Origin of the sequence: Pseudomonas sp. GM80 (genome assembly GCF_000282515.1) — a bacterium.
Classification (GTDB): Bacteria; Pseudomonadota; Gammaproteobacteria; order Pseudomonadales; family Pseudomonadaceae; genus Aquipseudomonas.
Genome location: NZ_AKJD01000058.1, coordinates 1 through 16,576, shown reverse-complemented (window position 1 = coordinate 16,576; position 16,576 = coordinate 1). Strand labels below are relative to the sequence as shown.

Sequence of the window (16,576 nt, the reverse complement as noted above, 5' to 3'; positions counted from 1 at the left end):
GGCGTTACCACGCAGAGCGTGGGAACGATCATCGCAATGATTCAATGGAGGCACAGGTAGGAGCTGCCGAAGGCTGCGATCTTTTGATCTTTCTTTTGATCCACCCGCGATATAGTGCCGCGCGGGTTTTGTTATGGAGACATCCCTTTGCGCATTGTTCTTTTATTCACCGCGTGGCTGTTGAGCTTCGGTGCCGTCGCGGCGCCAGGCGATATTGCGACGCTGGATCGCAGCACCTGGCCGGAGCAACTGACCAGCCCGACCCTGTTCGACGTCGCCTCGCGGGCGGAAATCCTCATGTTCGCCCGTGGCCTGCTCGGTACCGAATCGATGGACGAGGCCGCCCTGGCGAAGCGTCTGGGGTTGCGCACGGTCAATATCGATGCGGTCAACAGTCTGCGCCAACGCCTCTGGCAGCGCCTGTTGGCTAACTATAACTACGCCCAGCAAAGCTGCGATCAGGATGCCTCGTTCTGCTTCCTCGTCGAAGACCTGCCGACCCTGCGTGAGCAGGCCGCCAAGTTCGTGGTCAGCGATGACAGCTATTACACCAAGTGGGCCGAACCTAGCCGGATCTTTCATCTGCAGTATCTGGATGAGTTGATGCGCAAGGCTGCACTGTCGCCGCAGACCAGCAATGAATTCGATCATTTCGGCGACTACGAACGTAATGGTGACGAGATGCACGATCGGCTGTTTCTGCTGACGTTCGACAGCGCCGCCAATGCGCAACCGGATAATACTGGCTGGCTGGCCGAGTACCTGCGCAAGTCGAACCTGAGCGCTACGTTTTTCGTCTTGGGCAAGGATATTCAGGCGCGGTTGGCCGAGCGTTCGGTGAGCAGCCTGCAAGCAGCATTCTCGCAAATGTGCGTCGGCGTGCAGGGTTGGGAGTTCCGGTCCCACAGCCACTGGCAGGACTGGCAGGATTCGGTGCGGCGTAGCGCTGATCTGGTCAGGAACAAGTTGCCGGAAAACTACGTGCCGCTGTTCCGTCCGCCGGATGGCCAGCGCCGCAGTGACGCGCAAGACTTCTTCAACAGCCAGGGCCTGCAAGTGGCGCTGTGGGACATCGATGCCCAGGACGGCGCCGGCAGGCTCAAGGGCGCAGCGAGCGCGCAACGGGTGCTGACCTTGATGTTGTTGTGGCGCCACGGGGTGATCAATTTCAACGTCAAGCAGGACGCGGTGAAGACCTCGATGCCGTGGCTGCTGACGCAAACGGCGCAAAGCGGTATCGGTTGGGAAGACTGCCAGGACGCGTTTCGCTGAGAAACGGCAGAAGCCCGGAAACATTGGGCTTGGGGCGAATTTTTCAGAGGATTCGATGCAGGCGGACTTCCGACTCTAACGGTGTCGACGGAGTCCGCCAAGGGCTTTTCGTCACTTTGCAAAATAAACTTAAAAAAACCGTCAAAGTACTTTTTTATGTCATCGGTTTTGGAGTATTACGAAGACAGACCGCCGAAACCTGCAACACAGGTGGCGTCTTCCAAGACCCGTTTGTTTGCAGTCACTTGAATCTCCGCAGGTGAGATTTCGGCAGTCACTTCGAGGCGCAGCACCGCCCAGGTATTGCGTCTACTGGCTCTGACAAAGGTGACCGAGTATGGATGATCACGGACGTAGCCCTTCCTCCAACCAGCCAATCCTTTATGTACTCGATACCAACGTATTGATTCACGATCCAAACGCCCTGCTGAATTTTGAAGAACACCACGTCGCGATCCCGATGACCGTGCTTGAAGAGCTGGACAAGCTCAAGAGCGGGCATCACAGCGTGGCCGCTGAATGCCGTCAGGCCATCCGGCTGATCGACAAGACCCTGGGCGATGCGTCCCCGGAAGATGTCGAACTGGGTGTGCCGATCCAGCGCGGCAAGGGTGGGCCGAAGGGCTTGCTGTCAATTCTGATGAGCAAGCAGGCCGAATCGAACCTGATTCTGCCCGAGCACCTGAACGACAACAAAATCATCAACCAACTGATCGACCTGCACACCCGCGAGCCGAAAAAACCGGTGGTGCTGGTTACCAAAGACATCAACATGCGCCTCAAGGCGCGCGCCTGCGGTATCGCCTCCGAGGACTACAGCACCGACCAACTGGTCGACGACGTGTCGCTGCTGCCCAACGGCTACCACAACATGACCGGCTCCTTCTGGGACCGCGTGAGCAAGGTCGAAACCCGTCAGGACCACGGCCGCACCTGGCACCAGGTGCAACTGATCGACAACCTGCCGGCGGTACACATCAACGAATTCATCATTGATGAACAGGGCTTCGTCGGCTGGATCAAGGAGATTGAAGAAGACCGTTTGCTGATTCTCGACCTGCATCAGGAACCGTTGCTGCATCAGGAGGCGTGGGGGCTGAAACCGCGCGACATTTATCAAAGTCTGGCGCTGTACGCGCTGCTCGATCCGGACATTCATCTGGTCAACCTGTCGGGTGCGGCAGGTTCCGGTAAAACCATTCTGGCGCTGGCCGCTGCGATCGAGCAGACCATGGTCAGCAAGCGTTATCGTCGCATCATCGCCACCCGTAGCGTGCAGGGTCTGGATCAGGAGATCGGCTTCCTGCCCGGCACCGAAGCGGAAAAAATGGAGCCTTGGCTGGGCGCCATCACCGACAACCTCGAAGCCTTGCACATGGATGACGAAAACACCCATGGCAGCGTCGACTACATCCTCAGCAAAGTGCCGCTGCAGTTCAAATCACTCAACTACATTCGTGGTCGCAGCTTCCAGCAAAGCCTGATTCTGATCGACGAATGCCAGAACCTCACACCGCACCAGATGAAAACCATCATCACCCGTGCCGGCGCCGGTTCGAAAGTGGTGTGCCTGGGCAACCTCGCACAGATCGACACCCCTTACCTGTCCGCGACCAGCTCCGGGCTGACCTACCTGACCGAACGCTTCAAGGATTTCCCCAACGGTGTGCACATCACCCTGCAAGGGGTGCCTCGCTCGATCCTGGCCGAATACGCCGAAACCCATTTGTAACCCTTCACCCAAAACCGGGCGGCCGCAAAGCCGCCCGGTTTTTTTATGCCCAACACAAATCACATGTAGGAGCTGCCGAAGGCTGCGATCTTTTGATCTTGCTCTATACAAGCCAGATCAAAAGATCGTCCGATCGCGGCCCGAGCCTTCGGCAGCTCCTACATAAGGTGAGTGATATTCGTGGGTGCGGAAATTTGACCCGCAGGTTTACAATCCCCGCTCCTGATCAGGAGTAATCCCGTGCTGACTCATCTCGATTCCCAAGGTCGCGCCAACATGGTCGACGTCACCGAAAAAGCCGTGACGTTCCGTGAAGCGACGGCCCAAGCGCTGGTGCGCATGCTCCCCGAAACGCTGCAGATGATCGTCAGCGGCGGCCATCCCAAGGGCGACGTGTTCGCCGTGGCGCGCATCGCCGGCATTCAAGCGGCGAAGAAAACCAGTGATCTGATTCCCCTGTGCCACCCGCTGATGCTGACCGGCGTCAAAGTCGAACTCAGTGCCGAAGGCGAAGACAGCGTGCGCATCGTCGCCCGCTGCAAACTCTCCGGGCAGACCGGCGTCGAGATGGAAGCGCTGACTGCCGCCAGCGTCGCCGCCCTGACCATCTACGACATGTGCAAAGCCGTCGATCGCGGCATGACCATCGAAAGCGTGCGTCTGCTGGAGAAGGTCGGCGGCAAGAGTGGGCACTTTCAAGCGGAGCAGCCATGAACCTGACCGTGAGGTTTTTTGCCCGTTACCGTGAAGCGCTGGGCGTGGATTCGCTGAAGGTTGAAGGTGATTTCGCCACCGTCGATGACGTGCGCGCACTGCTGGCAACGCGTGATGGCGCTGAAGTATTGAGCGAACAGAACCTGATGTGCGCACGTAACGAAGACCTATGTCAGCTCGACGAGCCGGTGGTCGATGGCGACGAAGTGGCGTTTTTCCCCACCGTGACCGGAGGCTGAGCCATGGCGATTCGTGTGCAGGCCACGCCGTTCGATCCGGGCGCTGAAGTCAACGCGATGCACGCGGCCAATGTCGGCGTCGGCGCGGTGGTGAGTTTTGTCGGCTACGTGCGCGACTTCAACGATGGGCTGGATGTCGCGGGAATGTTCCTCGAACACTATCCGGGCATGACCGAAAAAGCCCTCGGCAAAATCGCCATCGAAGCCGAGCAGCGCTGGCCGCTGTTGAAACTGGAAGTGCTGCACCGCATCGGCGCGCTCGAACCGGGTGAACCAATCGTTTTTGTCGGCGCCGCCAGTGCGCATCGCCAGGCCGCATTCGATGCCTGCGCCTTCGTCATGGACTACCTGAAAACCCGTGCACCGTTCTGGAAGAAAGAAAACACCAGCGACGGGCCGCGTTGGGTTGAGGGGCGCGACAGTGATCATGCCGCGGCGGATCGCTGGAACAAGTAAGTCCTCTAGCGCCTTCAAATCCGCCATCGCTGGCAAGCCAGCTCCCACAGGATCTTTGGTGTACACAAAATCTGTGTACGACTCGATCACTGTGGGAGCTGGCTTGCCAGCGATGGGGCCCTCTGCAACACCCAAAATCTCTCTTTTCTTTAATTGACGATATGTACCTGCGAGTCCAATATGGATTTATAAGTACAAAAAAGCATCCCCTCCGTTTCAGCTCTTTCTTGCCAAACCAACAACAACTTCCGCGAGAGAACGAACATGAAGAAACTCCCCCTCATCACCGGTCTGGCCCTGAGCCTGTTGTCCTGCGCCAGCGTGTTCGCCGCCGAGCAAACCCTGCGCATTGGCATTGAAGCCGCCTACCCACCGTTCGCCTCAAAAACCGACAAGGGCGAAATTGTCGGTTTCGACTACGACATCGGCAACGCCCTGTGCGCACAGATGAAGGTCAAGTGCGTGTGGGTCGAAGGTGAGTTTGACGGTCTGATTCCTTCGTTGAAAGTGAAGAAGATCGACATGGCGCTGTCGTCGATGACCATCAACGAAGACCGCAAGAAGTCGGTGGATTTCACCCACAAGTACTACTTCACTTCGTCGCGCCTGGTGATGAAGGAAGGCGCCAGCGTTGATGATCAGTACGCCAGCCTCAAGGGCAAGAACGTCGGCGTGCAGCGCGCGACCACCACCGATCGTTACGCCACCGAGGTGTTCGAGCCGAAGGGCATCAACGTCAAGCGCTACAGCAACAACGAAGAGATCTACATGGACCTGGCGGCGGGGCGGCTCGATGCGATCTTTGCCGACACCATTCCGTTGAATGACTTTTTGTCGATGCCGCGCGGCAAGGGCTATGCGTTTGTCGGGCCTGAGTTGAAGGATCCGAAGTACGTCGGCGAGGGCGCGGGGATTGCGGTGCGCAAGGGCAATACTGAATTGGTCAGCCAGTTGAATGGCGCGATTGATGGTATTCGTGCGAGTGGCGAGTACCAGAAGATTTCCGAGAAGTATTTCAAGTCCGACATTTACGGCGACTGATAGTCCGTCATCGCTGGCAAGCCAGCTCCCACAGTGATTGAGTCGTACACAGATGTTGTGTGCAACAAAAAAACTGTGGGAGCTGGCTTGCCAGCGATGGGGCCGGTTCAATCACCGCAAATCTCTAGCCCTTCATTTCCTTCAGGTGTTTGTACACCGTCGCCCGCCCCATGTTCAGCACATTGGCCACATAGTTCGAGGCACTCTTGCCCTTGAACGCGCCCTCGGCGTGCAGCGCCAGCACCAGTTCACGCTTGTGATCACGGGTCAGCACTTTCAAGCTCAACTGCCGCTCGCGCAGCCAGGCGTGGAGGAAGGTGTTGATGCGTTCCTGCCAGTCATCGCGAAACAGTGAATCCGGTTGCGGGATCAGTTTGCTCGGCGACAGGAACAGGTCCAGCGCCGCCTTGGCATTCTCGAACAGCGAAATATTCAGATTGATGCACAGCACCGCCAGCGGCAGACCGTCGCTGTCGCGCAGGACGCTGCTCAGGCTGCGAATCTTCTGACCGTCCCAATTGAGCTTTTCGTACGGGCCAATGTTCCTGTCGCTGACATCCTCGCTGAGCATGTCTTCCAGCGACGAGTCGTCGCCGATCTCGCGTTTCGACAGGTTGTTGGCGATGTAGTCGACCTTCTGCGTGCGCAGGTCGTGCAGCACCACTTCGGCGTGGGGAAAAAACAGCGTGGCGATGGCGTCGGCGATGGCGCGGAAGTTATCCAGCGCTGGATCGAATTCGGGGGCGGTCATGACAGTGGAGCTCCAGGCAGCGTCAGCGCCCCCGTGATCAGGGGGCGCTGGGAGTGTGCCGCAATCCGTTGGGCGCGTCATCCGGGGGGACGCTCAGGCGAGGCGGGCGGGGGAGAGCATGGCGCTGCTCAGGCCGAAGTTGCGCAAATGCTCGGGCAAAGGCTCGCCGCGCACCAGTGCAGCGCTGGCCTGGCCCATCGCCGGCGATGTCTGGATGCCGTAGCCGCCCTGCGCCGCGACCCAGAACAGCCCGGGCACCTGTTGATCAAAACCGCTGAGCAAGTCGCCGTCGGCAACGAAACTGCGCAGCCCGGCCCACGTGCGGGTCGGACGGCGGATGGTCAGCGTGGTCGCTTCTTCGATCTGGTAAATGCCCATGGCGATGTCCAGTTCTTCCGGTTGCACATCGTGGGGCTCGACCGGATCGGCGTTGGCCGGCGAACCGAGGAACATGCCGGCATCGGGCTTCATATAGAAGGACTCGTCGAGACTGACCAGCATCGGCCAGTGATGAATGTCGACGCCTTCGGGGCCGGCGAAGATGAACGCGGCACGGCGTTTCGGTTGCAGGCCCAGCGGCCTGGCGCCGGCCAGTGCGCCGATCTTGTCAGCCCAGGCGCCGGCGGCGTTGATGATCACGGGGGCGCTGAAGGTCTGGCCATTGGTTTGTAGGTGCCAGAGCCCGTCAGCATCACGGCTGAGGCCAAGCACTTCGCAATCGGTATGGACTTCGCCGTTGTTGCGTCGGATGCCGCGCAGGTAGCCCTGATGCAGGGCGTCGGTGTCGATGTCGCTGGCGCTCGGATCGTAGATCGCGCCGTGGACTTTTTCCCGGCGCAGGATCGGCAGGCGCGCGCAGGCTTCGTCGGCAGTGAGCAACTGCATCTCAGGGACTGTGGCTTTGGCGCTGAGGTATTGGTTGTTGAGTTCGGCGGGGTCACCGGTGAAGTCGACGGTCATTTCGCCGCGTGGGGTCAGCAGCGGATGTTCGCAGAAACCGGCCGGTGGATGATCGAAAAACTCACGGCTGGCCTGGGTCAGTGCGCGCACTTGCGGTGTGCCGTAGGCGGCGGTAAACAGCGCAGCAGAACGCCCGGTGGAGTGATAGGCCGGGTGCGATTCACGTTCGAGCACGATGACTTTGCCGTGCGGCGACAGCCAGAAACCGGTGGAAGCGCCGGCAATCCCGCCGCCGATGATGATGAAATCTGCCTGGCTCATGAAAAACTCCAACGCTATCAAGGTTCTCCGGGAATCCGCCTGCGGCAGCTCCTACAGTGGTCAGTTGTTGAGGTGGTAGAGCGCATTGGCGAGGGCGATGTCTTCCAGGCCCAGGCCGATTGAGCGGAAAAACACGTGACGATCGTAATCCGGGCGCTGCACTTTCTCGCTGAGCAGGTCGGCGAGGTCGCCGACGATCAAATCCTTGCTCCAGCCATGTTGTTCAGCAGCAATCAGCATTTCACCCGCCGAACCCGGCGTGGTCAGACGATAGTCGCAGAACACTTGCATCTCGTTGAGGCGCTGCGGTGGTACTTCGTGGGCGCGCGGGGCGTTGGTGCTGATCGAGGTAATCAGCGCCGGTTTACTCAGCTCAGCCGGATCAATCACCGGCCCGGCTGACGAGGTGCAGAGCATGATCACGTCAGCCTCGGCGAGGGCGGCTTCCCGGCTGTCGACGATCTTCAGATTGGGCGTGATGGCTTTCAACAGGGCCTGGGTCTGCGCGTCGGCGGACAGGCTTGGCGAATACAGGCTGATGCTCTGCCAGTCGCGCAGCGACTTCACGTAATGCAGATGCGCCTGCGCAACCTTGCCGCTGCCGATGATCGCCAGTCGCGTGGCATTCAACGGCGCGAGGGCGTCAACTGCCACGGCAGTGGTCGCGGCGGTGCGTGCGGTGGTCAATTCACCGGCATCGCAGAGCAGCAGCGGTTGACCGGTTTTCATCGACATCAACAGCGTCCACGCCGTCACCAATGGGCCTTGCTCGCGAACGATGTAGGGCGAAGTCTTCATGCCGTACACGCCGTCTTCAGCCAGTACACCCAGATAGTTGATGAAGTCACCGGCACCCTGCGGGAATTCGACCAGTTGCTGCGCCGGTTGTACGGCGCTACCCGCCGCAAGGTCGCGAAACAGCTTGCGCAGGATCTGCGGCACATCGAGACGCGCCAACAACTCGCAGGCCTGATGCTGGTCGATCACGTAGGGCGTACTGGACATGTAGGGCTCCGGAATCCGAATGTAAACTTATTAGTCTATTATGGACTTTTAGTATTCTCTCGCAAGCATCCGATCAAATCCCGGGCGAAAAAAAAGCGCAGTCCGTTGCCGGCTGCGCTTTTCTATTAAACGTCGCTTACTGCGGACGCTTGCGCTCGACCGCACGCAACAGATGCGTCGGTGGCGTTTCACAACTGATCTTGCGACCGAGCTTCTCTTCGATGGACGGCAACTGATAAGAGTCGTCTTCCCCGGCGAAGCTGATCGACACGCCATCAGCGCCCGCGCGACCGGTACGGCCGATGCGGTGCACGTAGTCGTCCGGCACTTCCGGCAGGGTGAAGTTGATCACGTGGCTGATACCGTCGATGTGGATGCCGCGACCGGCGACATCGGTGGCGACCAGTACGCGGATCTTGCCTTCGCGGAAACCTTCCAGGGTCTTGATGCGTTTGTGTTGCGGCACATCGCCCGACAATTGCGCAGCGTTCACACCGTCGCGCACCAGGCGCTCTTCGATGCGGCGGACTTCGTCCTTGCGGTTGGCGAAGACCATCACCCGCTCCCAGCCATTATCGTTGACCAGGTTGTAGAGCAGTTTGTACTTGTCGGCACCGGCCACGGCGTAGATGTGTTGCTCGACGTTTTCGCTGGCGACGTTGGTGACTTCGATTTCGACGATCGACGGATCGGTCGTCCATTGCTTGGCGAGGTTCATCACGTCTTCGGTGAAGGTCGCGGAGAACAGCAAGGTCTGACGCTCGGACTTCGGCGGGGTCTGGCGAATGATCTGGCGTACCTGCGGGATGAAGCCCATGTCGAGCATGCGGTCGGCTTCGTCCAGCACCATCACTTCGACCATGTCCAGGTGCACATCGCCGCGCTGGTTGAAGTCGAGCAGACGGCCCGGAGTGGCGACGAGAATGTCGCAGTGGCGCGCTTCGAGGTGCTTGAGCTGCTTGTCGAAGTCCATGCCGCCGACGAACGTCATGACGTTGAGGCCGGTGTACTTGGTCAGATCGGCAGCATCTTTGGCGATCTGCACCACCAGCTCACGGGTTGGCGCGATGATCAGCGCACGGGGTTCGCCCATGTAGCGCTCTTTCGGCGGCGGCGTCTGCAGCAGCTGGGTAATGATCGAGATCAGGAACGCGGCGGTTTTGCCGGTACCGGTCTGCGCGCGGCCAATGGCGTCTTTGCCGGCGAGGGTGAAACCCAGCACCTGCGCCTGAATCGGCGTGCAATAAGGAAAGCCCAGATCCTGGATGGCGTGCATCAGCTCTGGAGACAGCTTGAAATCGTGGAAGCGGGTTTTGCCTTCCTGTGGTTCGACAACGAAATCTTCGAGTTTCCACGGAATGACCGGCGCCTTGGGCTTCGGTTCGCGGCGTGGCTTGGCCGGTTTCGGCGCTTCGCTGCTGGCGGGTTCGGCGGCGATGGGCGCGGCCGGTGCAGGTTGCGGGTCTGGCTTCGGTGCCGCTATGGGAGCGGGGCGGTCGGCCTGTGGGGCATCGGTGCGATGACCGGGGGCGTGCGACGGCGCACTGGGAACTGGCGCGAGCTGCTCAGCCTCGCTTTTACCGAACATTTTCTTGAGTGCTTCGAGCACGGTCATCTCATCAATTGGTTAAGGAATGTACGCCGGCCAGTGTAATGCAAGAATCGGGCGCGGCGTAGTGGGATGATCAAAGGGCAGGAATTGACCGGAAAATCAGCGCAGACGCTCGCTCAGCCAGACGCCGATATCGCGAATTTCCTCGGGTAACACTTCGTGCTCCATTGGGTATTCCTGCCATGTCACGGTGACACCATGGTGCTTTAAATACTCGTAAGCGCTGCGGCCCATCGAGTTCTGCACCACGTTATCGAACTGCCCGTGCAGACAAAGCACCGGAATTCGTTGCTGACTGGCGGACAATTCCAGTTCATCACTAAATGTCGGCGCATAAGTCGACAACGCCAAAACACCCCCCAACGGCCCCTGCCATTTCAGAAAAGCGCTGTGCAAGACCACTGCGCCGCCCTGGGAAAAACCGGCGAGGAAAATTCGCGAGGCGTCTATTCCGCTGGCGCGCTGCTCTTCGATCAATTCGATGATGCGATCGGCGGACGCTTCCAGCTCATCGCGGTCGATGGCGCGGGCCGGGCTCATGGCCTTGATGTCGTACCAGCTCGGCATGGCGTAGCCGCCGTTAATTGTCACTGGGCGTGTCGGCGCCTGCGGCAGCACAAAACGTGTGCTCAGCAGACTTTCCTGCAGCGCTTCGGCGACCGGCAGGAAGTCATAGCGGTCGGCGCCGAGGCCGTGCAGCCAGATCACGCAGGCGTCTGCGGGCTTAACAGGCTGAAGAATCAAGGGCTCGGTCATGGCTGCTCCAAATATGTGCGGGCGCTCTCATTAAGTGCGTGATTCGAGTGCGCGTCCGGTTGATCCGTTAAGAAGATGTCGCAAGGTTACAAGTTTTGCTATTGACCTGTCGCTCAAACGCTTCAGCGATCGGTGTGGTACGGGCTTTGCTATGGCTTCCAGCGTGCAACCGATCCCGCGCCTGGCGGTAACACTATCAGTGTACCCCTCGGGACGGGATGCAAAGAATCCGGTGATGGATGTTCGCCAATGGCCGCAACGGGCTTAGCGAACGTGAAAGGGCTACCGCCCGTTCGGCCGATTGGTGAGAAGTGAGTTGTCCATGATGTGGATTGTCTCCTACTAGACTCATAGCGAAAGTCTTACGTCGGTTGACCCCAAAAAAAGCCAACACGGGTCAACAACGCCTCAAAAGGGTGCGACTGGACTCAAGCTCCGACACAACAAGAGCAAAACTGGAGGTTTGAATGAAGATGTTGAAATCCACCCTGGCCATCGTGACTGCAGCAACAGTACTCGGTGTCAGCGGGTTCGCTCAGGCGGGTGCAACCCTGGATGCAGTGCAGAAGAAAGGTTTCGTGCAGTGTGGCGTGAGCGACGGTCTGCCGGGCTTCTCGGTACCGGACGCGACCGGCAAGATCCTCGGGATCGACGCTGACGTTTGCCGTGCTGTGGCCGCTGCCGTATTCGGCGACGCGACCAAGGTCAAGTTCAGCCAGTTGAACGCCAAGGAGCGCTTCACCGCGCTGCAATCGGGCGAGATCGACATCCTCTCGCGCAACACCACCATGACCAGTTCGCGCGACGCGGGCATGGGCCTGAAATTCCCGGGCTTCATTACCTACTACGACGGCATCGGCTTCCTGGTGAACAACAAGCTCGGCGTGAAAAGTGCCAAAGAGCTGGACGGTGCAACCATCTGCATCCAGGCCGGTACTACTACCGAGCTGAACGTTTCCGACTACTTCCGTGGCAACGGTCTGAAATACACCCCGATCACTTTCGACACCTCCGATGAAAGCGCCAAGTCGCTGGAATCCGGTCGTTGCGACGTGCTGACCTCGGACAAGTCCCAACTGTTCGCCCAGCGCAGCAAGCTGGCCTCGCCAAAAGACTACGTGGTACTGCCGGAAACCATTTCCAAAGAACCACTGGGCCCGGTCGTACGTAATGGCGACGACGAGTGGCTGGCGATCGTGCGTTGGGTTGGCTACGCGCTGCTCAACACCGAAGAAGCCGGCATCACGTCGAAAAACGTCGAAGCCGAAGCCAAGTCGACCAAGAACCCGGACGTCGCCCGTATGCTCGGCGCTGACGGCGAATACGGCAAAGACCTGAAACTGCCGAAAGACTGGGTTGTGCAGATCGTCAAACAAGTCGGCAACTACGGCGAAATCTTCGAGAAAAACCTCGGCAAGAGCACTCCTCTGGAAATCGACCGTGGCTTGAACGCCCTGTGGAACAACGGCGGCATTCAGTACGCACCACCAGTGCGCTAATGGTTCTATCGCCCGGCGGGCCAACCGCCGGGTGATGTTCTGTTCCATTTCTTGCGGGGCACTTCATGCAAAATTCAATCGGCGCACCAAAGCAGAGGCTTAGCCTCAGCGATCCACGAGTGCGTGCGTGGTTATTCCAGATCATCACCATTGTGGCGGTGGTCTCGCTGGGCTGGTTTCTGTTCGACAACACGCAAACCAACCTGCAGCACCGGGGCATTACCTCCGGTTTCGACTTTCTGGAGCGCAGTGCCGGGTTCGGCATCGCTCAACACCTGATCGATTACACCGAAGCGGACAGTTATGCCCGCGTCTTCGTTATCGGTTTGCTCAACACCTTGTTGGTGACAGTGATCGGCGTGATTCTGGCGACGATTCTCGGCTTCATCATCGGTGTGGCGCGGCTGTCGCAGAACTGGATCATCAGCAAACTGGCGACGGTGTATGTGGAAGTTTTCCGCAACATTCCGCCGCTGCTGCAAATCCTGTTCTGGTACTTCGCGGTATTCCTGACCATGCCGGGGCCGCGCAACAGCCATAACTTCGGCGACACCTTCTTCGTCAGCAGCCGGGGCCTGAACATGCCGGCCGCCCTGGCTGCCGACGGTTTCTGGGCGTTCGTGGTCAGCATCGTGGTGGCGATCATCGGCATCGTGCTGATGTGCCGCTGGGCCAACAAGCGCTTCGAAGCGACCGGCGTGCCGTTCCACAAGTTCTGGGTGGGCCTGGCGATTCTGCTGGTGATCCCGACCTTGTGCGCACTGACTTTCGGTGCTCCGCTGCACTGGGAAATGCCCGAGCTCAAAGGTTTCAACTTTGTTGGCGGCTGGGTGCTGATCCCGGAACTGCTCGCGCTGACCCTGGCCCTGACCGTGTACACCGCGGCGTTTATCGCTGAGATCGTGCGCTCCGGCATCAAGTCGGTCAGCCACGGCCAGACCGAAGCGGCACGTTCGCTCGGCCTGCGCAACGGCCCGACCCTGCGTAAGGTGATCATCCCGCAAGCCCTGCGCGTGATCATTCCGCCGCTGACCAGCCAATACCTCAACCTGGCGAAAAACTCTTCGCTGGCGGCCGGTATCGGTTATCCGGAAATGGTTTCGCTGTTCGCCGGCACCGTGCTCAACCAGACCGGTCAGGCGATCGAGGTGATTGCCATCACCATGAGCGTGTACCTGGCGATCAGTATCAGCATTTCCCTGCTGATGAACTGGTACAACAAGCGCATTGCGCTGATCGAGCGGTAAGGAAAAGCGCATGAGTACTCATACTTTCAAACCCGACATGCCCCCACCGAACAGCAGCATCGGCGTGGTGGCGTGGATGCGCGCGAACATGTTCTCCAGCTGGCTCAACACCCTGCTGACGCTGTTTGCGTTCTACCTGATCTACCTCGTCGTGCCACCGATTCTCAGTTGGGCAATCATTGATGCCAACTGGGTCGGCACCACCCGCGCCGACTGCACCAAGGACGGCGCCTGCTGGGTGTTCATTCAGCAGCGTTTCGGCCAGTTCATGTACGGCTATTACCCGGCTGAATGGCGCTGGCGCGTCGACCTGACCGTGTGGCTGGCGGTGATCGGCGTGGCGCCACTGTTCATCTCGCGCTTCCCGCGTAAAGCGGTGTACGGGCTGAGCTTCCTGGTGATCTACCCGATTGTTGCCTGGTGCCTTCTGCACGGCGGCGTGTTCGGCCTGCCACAGGTGGCGACCAGCCAATGGGGCGGCCTGATGCTTACCCTGGTAATCGCCACCGTCGGTATCGCCGGCGCCTTGCCGCTGGGAATCGTGCTGGCACTGGGTCGACGCTCGAACATGCCGGCGATTCGGGTGGTCTGCGTGACCTTCATCGAATTCTGGCGCGGCGTGCCGTTGATCACCGTGCTGTTCATGTCCTCGGTGATGCTGCCGCTGTTCCTGCCCGAAGGCATGAACTTCGACAAGCTGCTGCGGGCGTTGATCGGGGTGATTCTGTTCCAGTCGGCCTACGTCGCCGAAGTGGTGCGCGGCGGTCTGCAAGCGATTCCCAAAGGTCAATATGAAGCCGCTGCTGCGATGGGCCTCGGTTACTGGCGTTCGATGGGCCTGGTGATTCTGCCGCAAGCCCTGAAGCTGGTGATCCCCGGCATCGTCAACACCTTCATTGCGCTGTTCAAGGACACCAGTCTGGTGATCATCATCGGCCTGTTTGACCTGCTCAACAGCGTCAAGCAAGCCGCTGCCGATCCGAAATGGCTGGGCATGGCCACCGAAGGCTACGTGTTCGCCGCCCTGGTGTTCTGGATTTTCTGTTTTGGTATGTCGCGCTATTCCATGCATCTGGAACGCAAGCTCGACACTGGCCACAAGCGTTAGGAGTTCTCTGTAAATGAGCGAAGCAATCAAAAAGCCAGTGGGCCCTGAAGGCATTATTCAGATGCAGGGCGTCAACAAGTGGTACGGCCAGTTCCACGTGCTGAAAGACATCAACCTCAACGTCAAACAAGGCGAGCGTATCGTCCTGTGCGGCCCGTCGGGTTCCGGTAAATCGACGACGATTCGTTGCCTCAATCGTCTGGAAGAACACCAGCAGGGCCGCATCGTCGTCGACGGCGTGGAACTGACCAACGACCTCAAGCAGATCGAAGCGATCCGCCGCGAAGTCGGCATGGTGTTCCAGCACTTCAACCTGTTCCCGCACCTGACCATTTTGCAGAACTGCACCCTGGCGCCGATGTGGGTACGCAAGATGCCCAAGCGCAAGGCCGAGGAAATCGCCATGCATTACCTGGAGCGCGTACGCATTCCGGAGCAGGCGCATAAATTCCCGGGGCAACTGTCCGGCGGTCAGCAGCAGCGTGTAGCGATTGCCCGCGCACTGTGCATGAAACCGAAAATCATGCTGTTCGATGAACCGACTTCAGCGCTCGATCCGGAGATGGTGAAAGAGGTGCTCGACACCATGATCGGCTTGGCTGAAGACGGCATGACCATGCTCTGCGTGACTCACGAAATGGGCTTCGCCCGTACCGTGGCCAATCGCGTGATCTTCATGGACAAGGGCGAAATCGTTGAGCAAGCGGCGCCGAATGACTTCTTCGATAATCCGCAGAATGAGCGGACGAAGTTGTTCTTGAGTCAGATTTTGCATTGATCTGACCCAGCCTGCGAAATAAACCCGGACCTGTTCCGGGTTTTTTTTTGCCCCGCTCCCCTGTAGGAGCTGCCGCAGGCTGCGATCTTTTGATCTGGTTTTTAAAATCCAAGTCAAAAGATCGTCCGATCGCGGCCCGAACCTGCGGCGGCTCCTACAGGGTTGTGTGGGCGGCCCTTCCTGACTAACATGTCAGAAAATTCATCCTATGATTGGATGAAAGGGCGAATCCTATGTCAGACATTTTTCCACTCATCAAGCGATCCTTGGTCGATCAGGCCCTGGATCAGCTCCGTCAGCGCATCAACAGCGGTGCCTGGGAGGTTGGCGAGCGTTTACCCACCGAACCCGAGCTGTGCGCCGAGCTCGGCATCAGCCGCAACACGGTGCGTGAAGCCATGCGCGTGCTGGCGTTTTCCGGGTTGATCGAGATCCGCCAAGGCGACGGCAGTTACCTGCGCGCGTTGGTCGACCCGCTCGATACGCTGAAAGCGTTGTCGCGCTGCTCGCTGGAGCAGGCACGGGAAACCCGGCACATCCTTGAAGTCGAGGCCATTGGCCTGGCGGCGTTGCGGCGTACCGACGAAGACCTTGTCGCATTGCGCGAAGCATTGGGCACCAGCGGCTGTCACTACCACGGCGACCTCGACACCTTCATCGCCTGCGATCTGGTTTTCCACCGCCGCTTGGTCGACGCCGCGCACAACCCGGCCCTCAGCGAGCTGTACGGCTATTTCTCCAGCATCGTCGGCGCGCAGTTGCGCCAGACCCTGAACATCGTCCCGCGCCGTCAGGAAGTGTTCGACCTGCACATCGAGTTGCTCGATGCGGTCGAACAACGCGACCCGGAGCGGGCCAAAGCCTTGTCGAGGCAGTTGATCAATGAACCTTGAAACCGAGAAATCCATGTCCCGCAGTGAGATATCCACAACCCCGAAACGCACGGCTGAGCTTGAAGAGCTGCTGATCGACGCCGAGGCCGATGACGAGCAAGTGCAACAAAGCCATCCGCTGGTCCGCCGCCCGTGGCTGTTGTTGCTGGGGCTGATTCTGGTCGCGTTGAATCTGCGACCGGCGCTGTCGAGCATGGCGCCGTTGCTCAGCGATGTGTCGAAAAGCCTCGGCTTGTCGGCGGCGCAAGCCGG

The 16,576-nt window shown here is 59.3% G+C and carries 16 protein-coding genes and 1 pseudogene; 12 read left to right on the top strand and 5 right to left on the bottom strand.

Translation table 11 applies throughout. The features are described from left to right. The first annotated feature begins 147 nt into the window (after positions 1-147). The 6 genes from PMI37_RS09320 (at position 148) to PMI37_RS09295 (ending at position 5,454) form a co-directional block, all read left to right on the top strand. A complete protein-coding gene (locus PMI37_RS09320) occupies positions 148-1,272 on the top strand; it encodes a polysaccharide deacetylase family protein (RefSeq protein ID WP_008080208.1) in 1,125 nt (374 codons plus the stop codon). Positions 1,273-1,609: 337 nt separating this feature from the next. Beyond that, a complete protein-coding gene (locus tag PMI37_RS09315; protein WP_008080207.1) occupies positions 1,610-3,004 on the top strand; it encodes a PhoH family protein in 1,395 nt (464 codons plus the stop codon). A gap of 240 nt (positions 3,005-3,244) precedes the next feature. Then, positions 3,245-3,718, top strand: coding sequence for a cyclic pyranopterin monophosphate synthase MoaC (gene moaC, locus PMI37_RS09310; RefSeq protein ID WP_008080206.1), 474 nt, complete (start codon positions 3,245-3,247; stop codon positions 3,716-3,718). Next, positions 3,715-3,957 carry a molybdopterin converting factor subunit 1 gene (moaD, locus tag PMI37_RS09305; protein ID WP_008080205.1) on the top strand — a complete coding sequence of 81 codons (243 nt, stop codon included), beginning with the start codon at positions 3,715-3,717 and terminating at the stop codon, positions 3,955-3,957. Before moaC ends, moaD begins: the two co-directional genes overlap by 4 nt. Before the next feature lie 3 nt (positions 3,958-3,960). After that, positions 3,961-4,413, top strand: a complete 453-nt coding sequence (gene moaE / locus PMI37_RS09300; protein ID WP_008080204.1) for a molybdopterin synthase catalytic subunit MoaE — start codon at positions 3,961-3,963, stop codon at positions 4,411-4,413. Positions 4,414-4,677: 264 nt separating this feature from the next. Next, positions 4,678-5,454: an ABC transporter substrate-binding protein gene (locus PMI37_RS09295; RefSeq protein WP_008080203.1), complete on the top strand. Its 777-nt coding sequence runs from the start codon at positions 4,678-4,680 to the stop codon at positions 5,452-5,454. Positions 5,455-5,578: 124 nt separating this feature from the next. Here the strand turns inward: PMI37_RS09295 and PMI37_RS09290 are convergent, their stop codons facing one another. The 5 genes from PMI37_RS09290 to PMI37_RS09270 form a co-directional block, all read right to left on the bottom strand. Further along, positions 5,579-6,205: a helix-turn-helix transcriptional regulator gene (locus tag PMI37_RS09290; protein WP_008080202.1), complete on the bottom strand. Its 627-nt coding sequence runs from the start codon at positions 6,203-6,205 to the stop codon at positions 5,579-5,581. Positions 6,206-6,298: 93 nt separating this feature from the next. Continuing rightward, positions 6,299-7,426 carry an NAD(P)/FAD-dependent oxidoreductase gene (locus PMI37_RS09285; protein WP_008080201.1) on the bottom strand — a complete coding sequence of 376 codons (1,128 nt, stop codon included), beginning with the start codon at positions 7,424-7,426 and terminating at the stop codon, positions 6,299-6,301. Positions 7,427-7,486: 60 nt separating this feature from the next. After that, positions 7,487-8,431 carry an ornithine cyclodeaminase family protein gene (locus PMI37_RS09280; RefSeq protein ID WP_008080198.1) on the bottom strand — a complete coding sequence of 315 codons (945 nt, stop codon included), beginning with the start codon at positions 8,429-8,431 and terminating at the stop codon, positions 7,487-7,489. A 136-nt stretch (positions 8,432-8,567) separates the two neighbouring features. Next, complete coding sequence (gene rhlB, locus PMI37_RS09275) at positions 8,568-10,046, bottom strand: ATP-dependent RNA helicase RhlB (protein ID WP_008080196.1); 1,479 nt, start codon at positions 10,044-10,046, stop codon at positions 8,568-8,570. Between the two features lie 96 nt (positions 10,047-10,142). Next, positions 10,143-10,799 (bottom strand): alpha/beta hydrolase, encoded by a 657-nt coding sequence (locus PMI37_RS09270; protein WP_008080194.1) that lies wholly within the window; start codon positions 10,797-10,799, stop codon positions 10,143-10,145. A gap of 467 nt (positions 10,800-11,266) precedes the next feature. Here PMI37_RS09270 and PMI37_RS09265 point away from each other — a divergent pair, with 467 nt between their 5' ends. From PMI37_RS09265 to PMI37_RS09240, 6 genes and pseudogenes are all read left to right on the top strand, one after another. Then, a complete protein-coding gene (locus PMI37_RS09265) occupies positions 11,267-12,298 on the top strand; it encodes an amino acid ABC transporter substrate-binding protein (protein WP_007914328.1) in 1,032 nt (343 codons plus the stop codon). Between the two features lie 65 nt (positions 12,299-12,363). After that, positions 12,364-13,545: an amino acid ABC transporter permease gene (locus PMI37_RS09260; protein WP_008080193.1), complete on the top strand. Its 1,182-nt coding sequence runs from the start codon at positions 12,364-12,366 to the stop codon at positions 13,543-13,545. Positions 13,546-13,555: 10 nt separating this feature from the next. Further along, positions 13,556-14,653: an amino acid ABC transporter permease gene (locus PMI37_RS09255; RefSeq protein ID WP_008080192.1), complete on the top strand. Its 1,098-nt coding sequence runs from the start codon at positions 13,556-13,558 to the stop codon at positions 14,651-14,653. A gap of 13 nt (positions 14,654-14,666) precedes the next feature. After that, positions 14,667-15,431, top strand: coding sequence for an amino acid ABC transporter ATP-binding protein (locus tag PMI37_RS09250; RefSeq protein WP_008080191.1), 765 nt, complete (start codon positions 14,667-14,669; stop codon positions 15,429-15,431). 233 nt (positions 15,432-15,664) lie between these two features. Next, positions 15,665-16,324, top strand: coding sequence for a FadR/GntR family transcriptional regulator (locus tag PMI37_RS09245; RefSeq protein ID WP_008080190.1), 660 nt, complete (start codon positions 15,665-15,667; stop codon positions 16,322-16,324). Positions 16,325-16,337: 13 nt separating this feature from the next. After that, positions 16,338-16,576: pseudogene (locus tag PMI37_RS09240) on the top strand (cyanate transporter); the annotation flags it as partial.

Excerpts from the sequence above, each read along its gene's own strand:
- PMI37_RS09285 (WP_008080201.1), bottom strand. The coding sequence starts at position 7,426 with ATGAGCCAGGCAGATTTCATCATCATCGGCGGCGGGATTGCCGGCGCT.
- PMI37_RS09260 (WP_008080193.1), top strand. The coding sequence starts at position 12,364 with ATGCAAAATTCAATCGGCGCACCAAAGCAGAGGCTTAGCCTCAGCGAT.
- PMI37_RS09315 (WP_008080207.1), top strand. The coding sequence starts at position 1,610 with ATGGATGATCACGGACGTAGCCCTTCCTCCAACCAGCCAATCCTTTAT.
- rhlB (WP_008080196.1), bottom strand. The coding sequence starts at position 10,046 with ATGACCGTGCTCGAAGCACTCAAGAAAATGTTCGGTAAAAGCGAGGCT.
- PMI37_RS09250 (WP_008080191.1), top strand. The coding sequence starts at position 14,667 with ATGAGCGAAGCAATCAAAAAGCCAGTGGGCCCTGAAGGCATTATTCAG.
- PMI37_RS09270 (WP_008080194.1), bottom strand. The coding sequence starts at position 10,799 with ATGACCGAGCCCTTGATTCTTCAGCCTGTTAAGCCCGCAGACGCCTGC.
- PMI37_RS09245 (WP_008080190.1), top strand. The coding sequence starts at position 15,665 with ATGTCAGACATTTTTCCACTCATCAAGCGATCCTTGGTCGATCAGGCC.
- moaE (WP_008080204.1), top strand. The coding sequence starts at position 3,961 with ATGGCGATTCGTGTGCAGGCCACGCCGTTCGATCCGGGCGCTGAAGTC.
- moaD (WP_008080205.1), top strand. The coding sequence starts at position 3,715 with ATGAACCTGACCGTGAGGTTTTTTGCCCGTTACCGTGAAGCGCTGGGC.
- PMI37_RS09290 (WP_008080202.1), bottom strand. The coding sequence starts at position 6,205 with ATGACCGCCCCCGAATTCGATCCAGCGCTGGATAACTTCCGCGCCATC.
- PMI37_RS09265 (WP_007914328.1), top strand. The coding sequence starts at position 11,267 with ATGAAGATGTTGAAATCCACCCTGGCCATCGTGACTGCAGCAACAGTA.
- PMI37_RS09280 (WP_008080198.1), bottom strand. The coding sequence starts at position 8,431 with ATGTCCAGTACGCCCTACGTGATCGACCAGCATCAGGCCTGCGAGTTG.
- PMI37_RS09255 (WP_008080192.1), top strand. The coding sequence starts at position 13,556 with ATGAGTACTCATACTTTCAAACCCGACATGCCCCCACCGAACAGCAGC.
- PMI37_RS09295 (WP_008080203.1), top strand. The coding sequence starts at position 4,678 with ATGAAGAAACTCCCCCTCATCACCGGTCTGGCCCTGAGCCTGTTGTCC.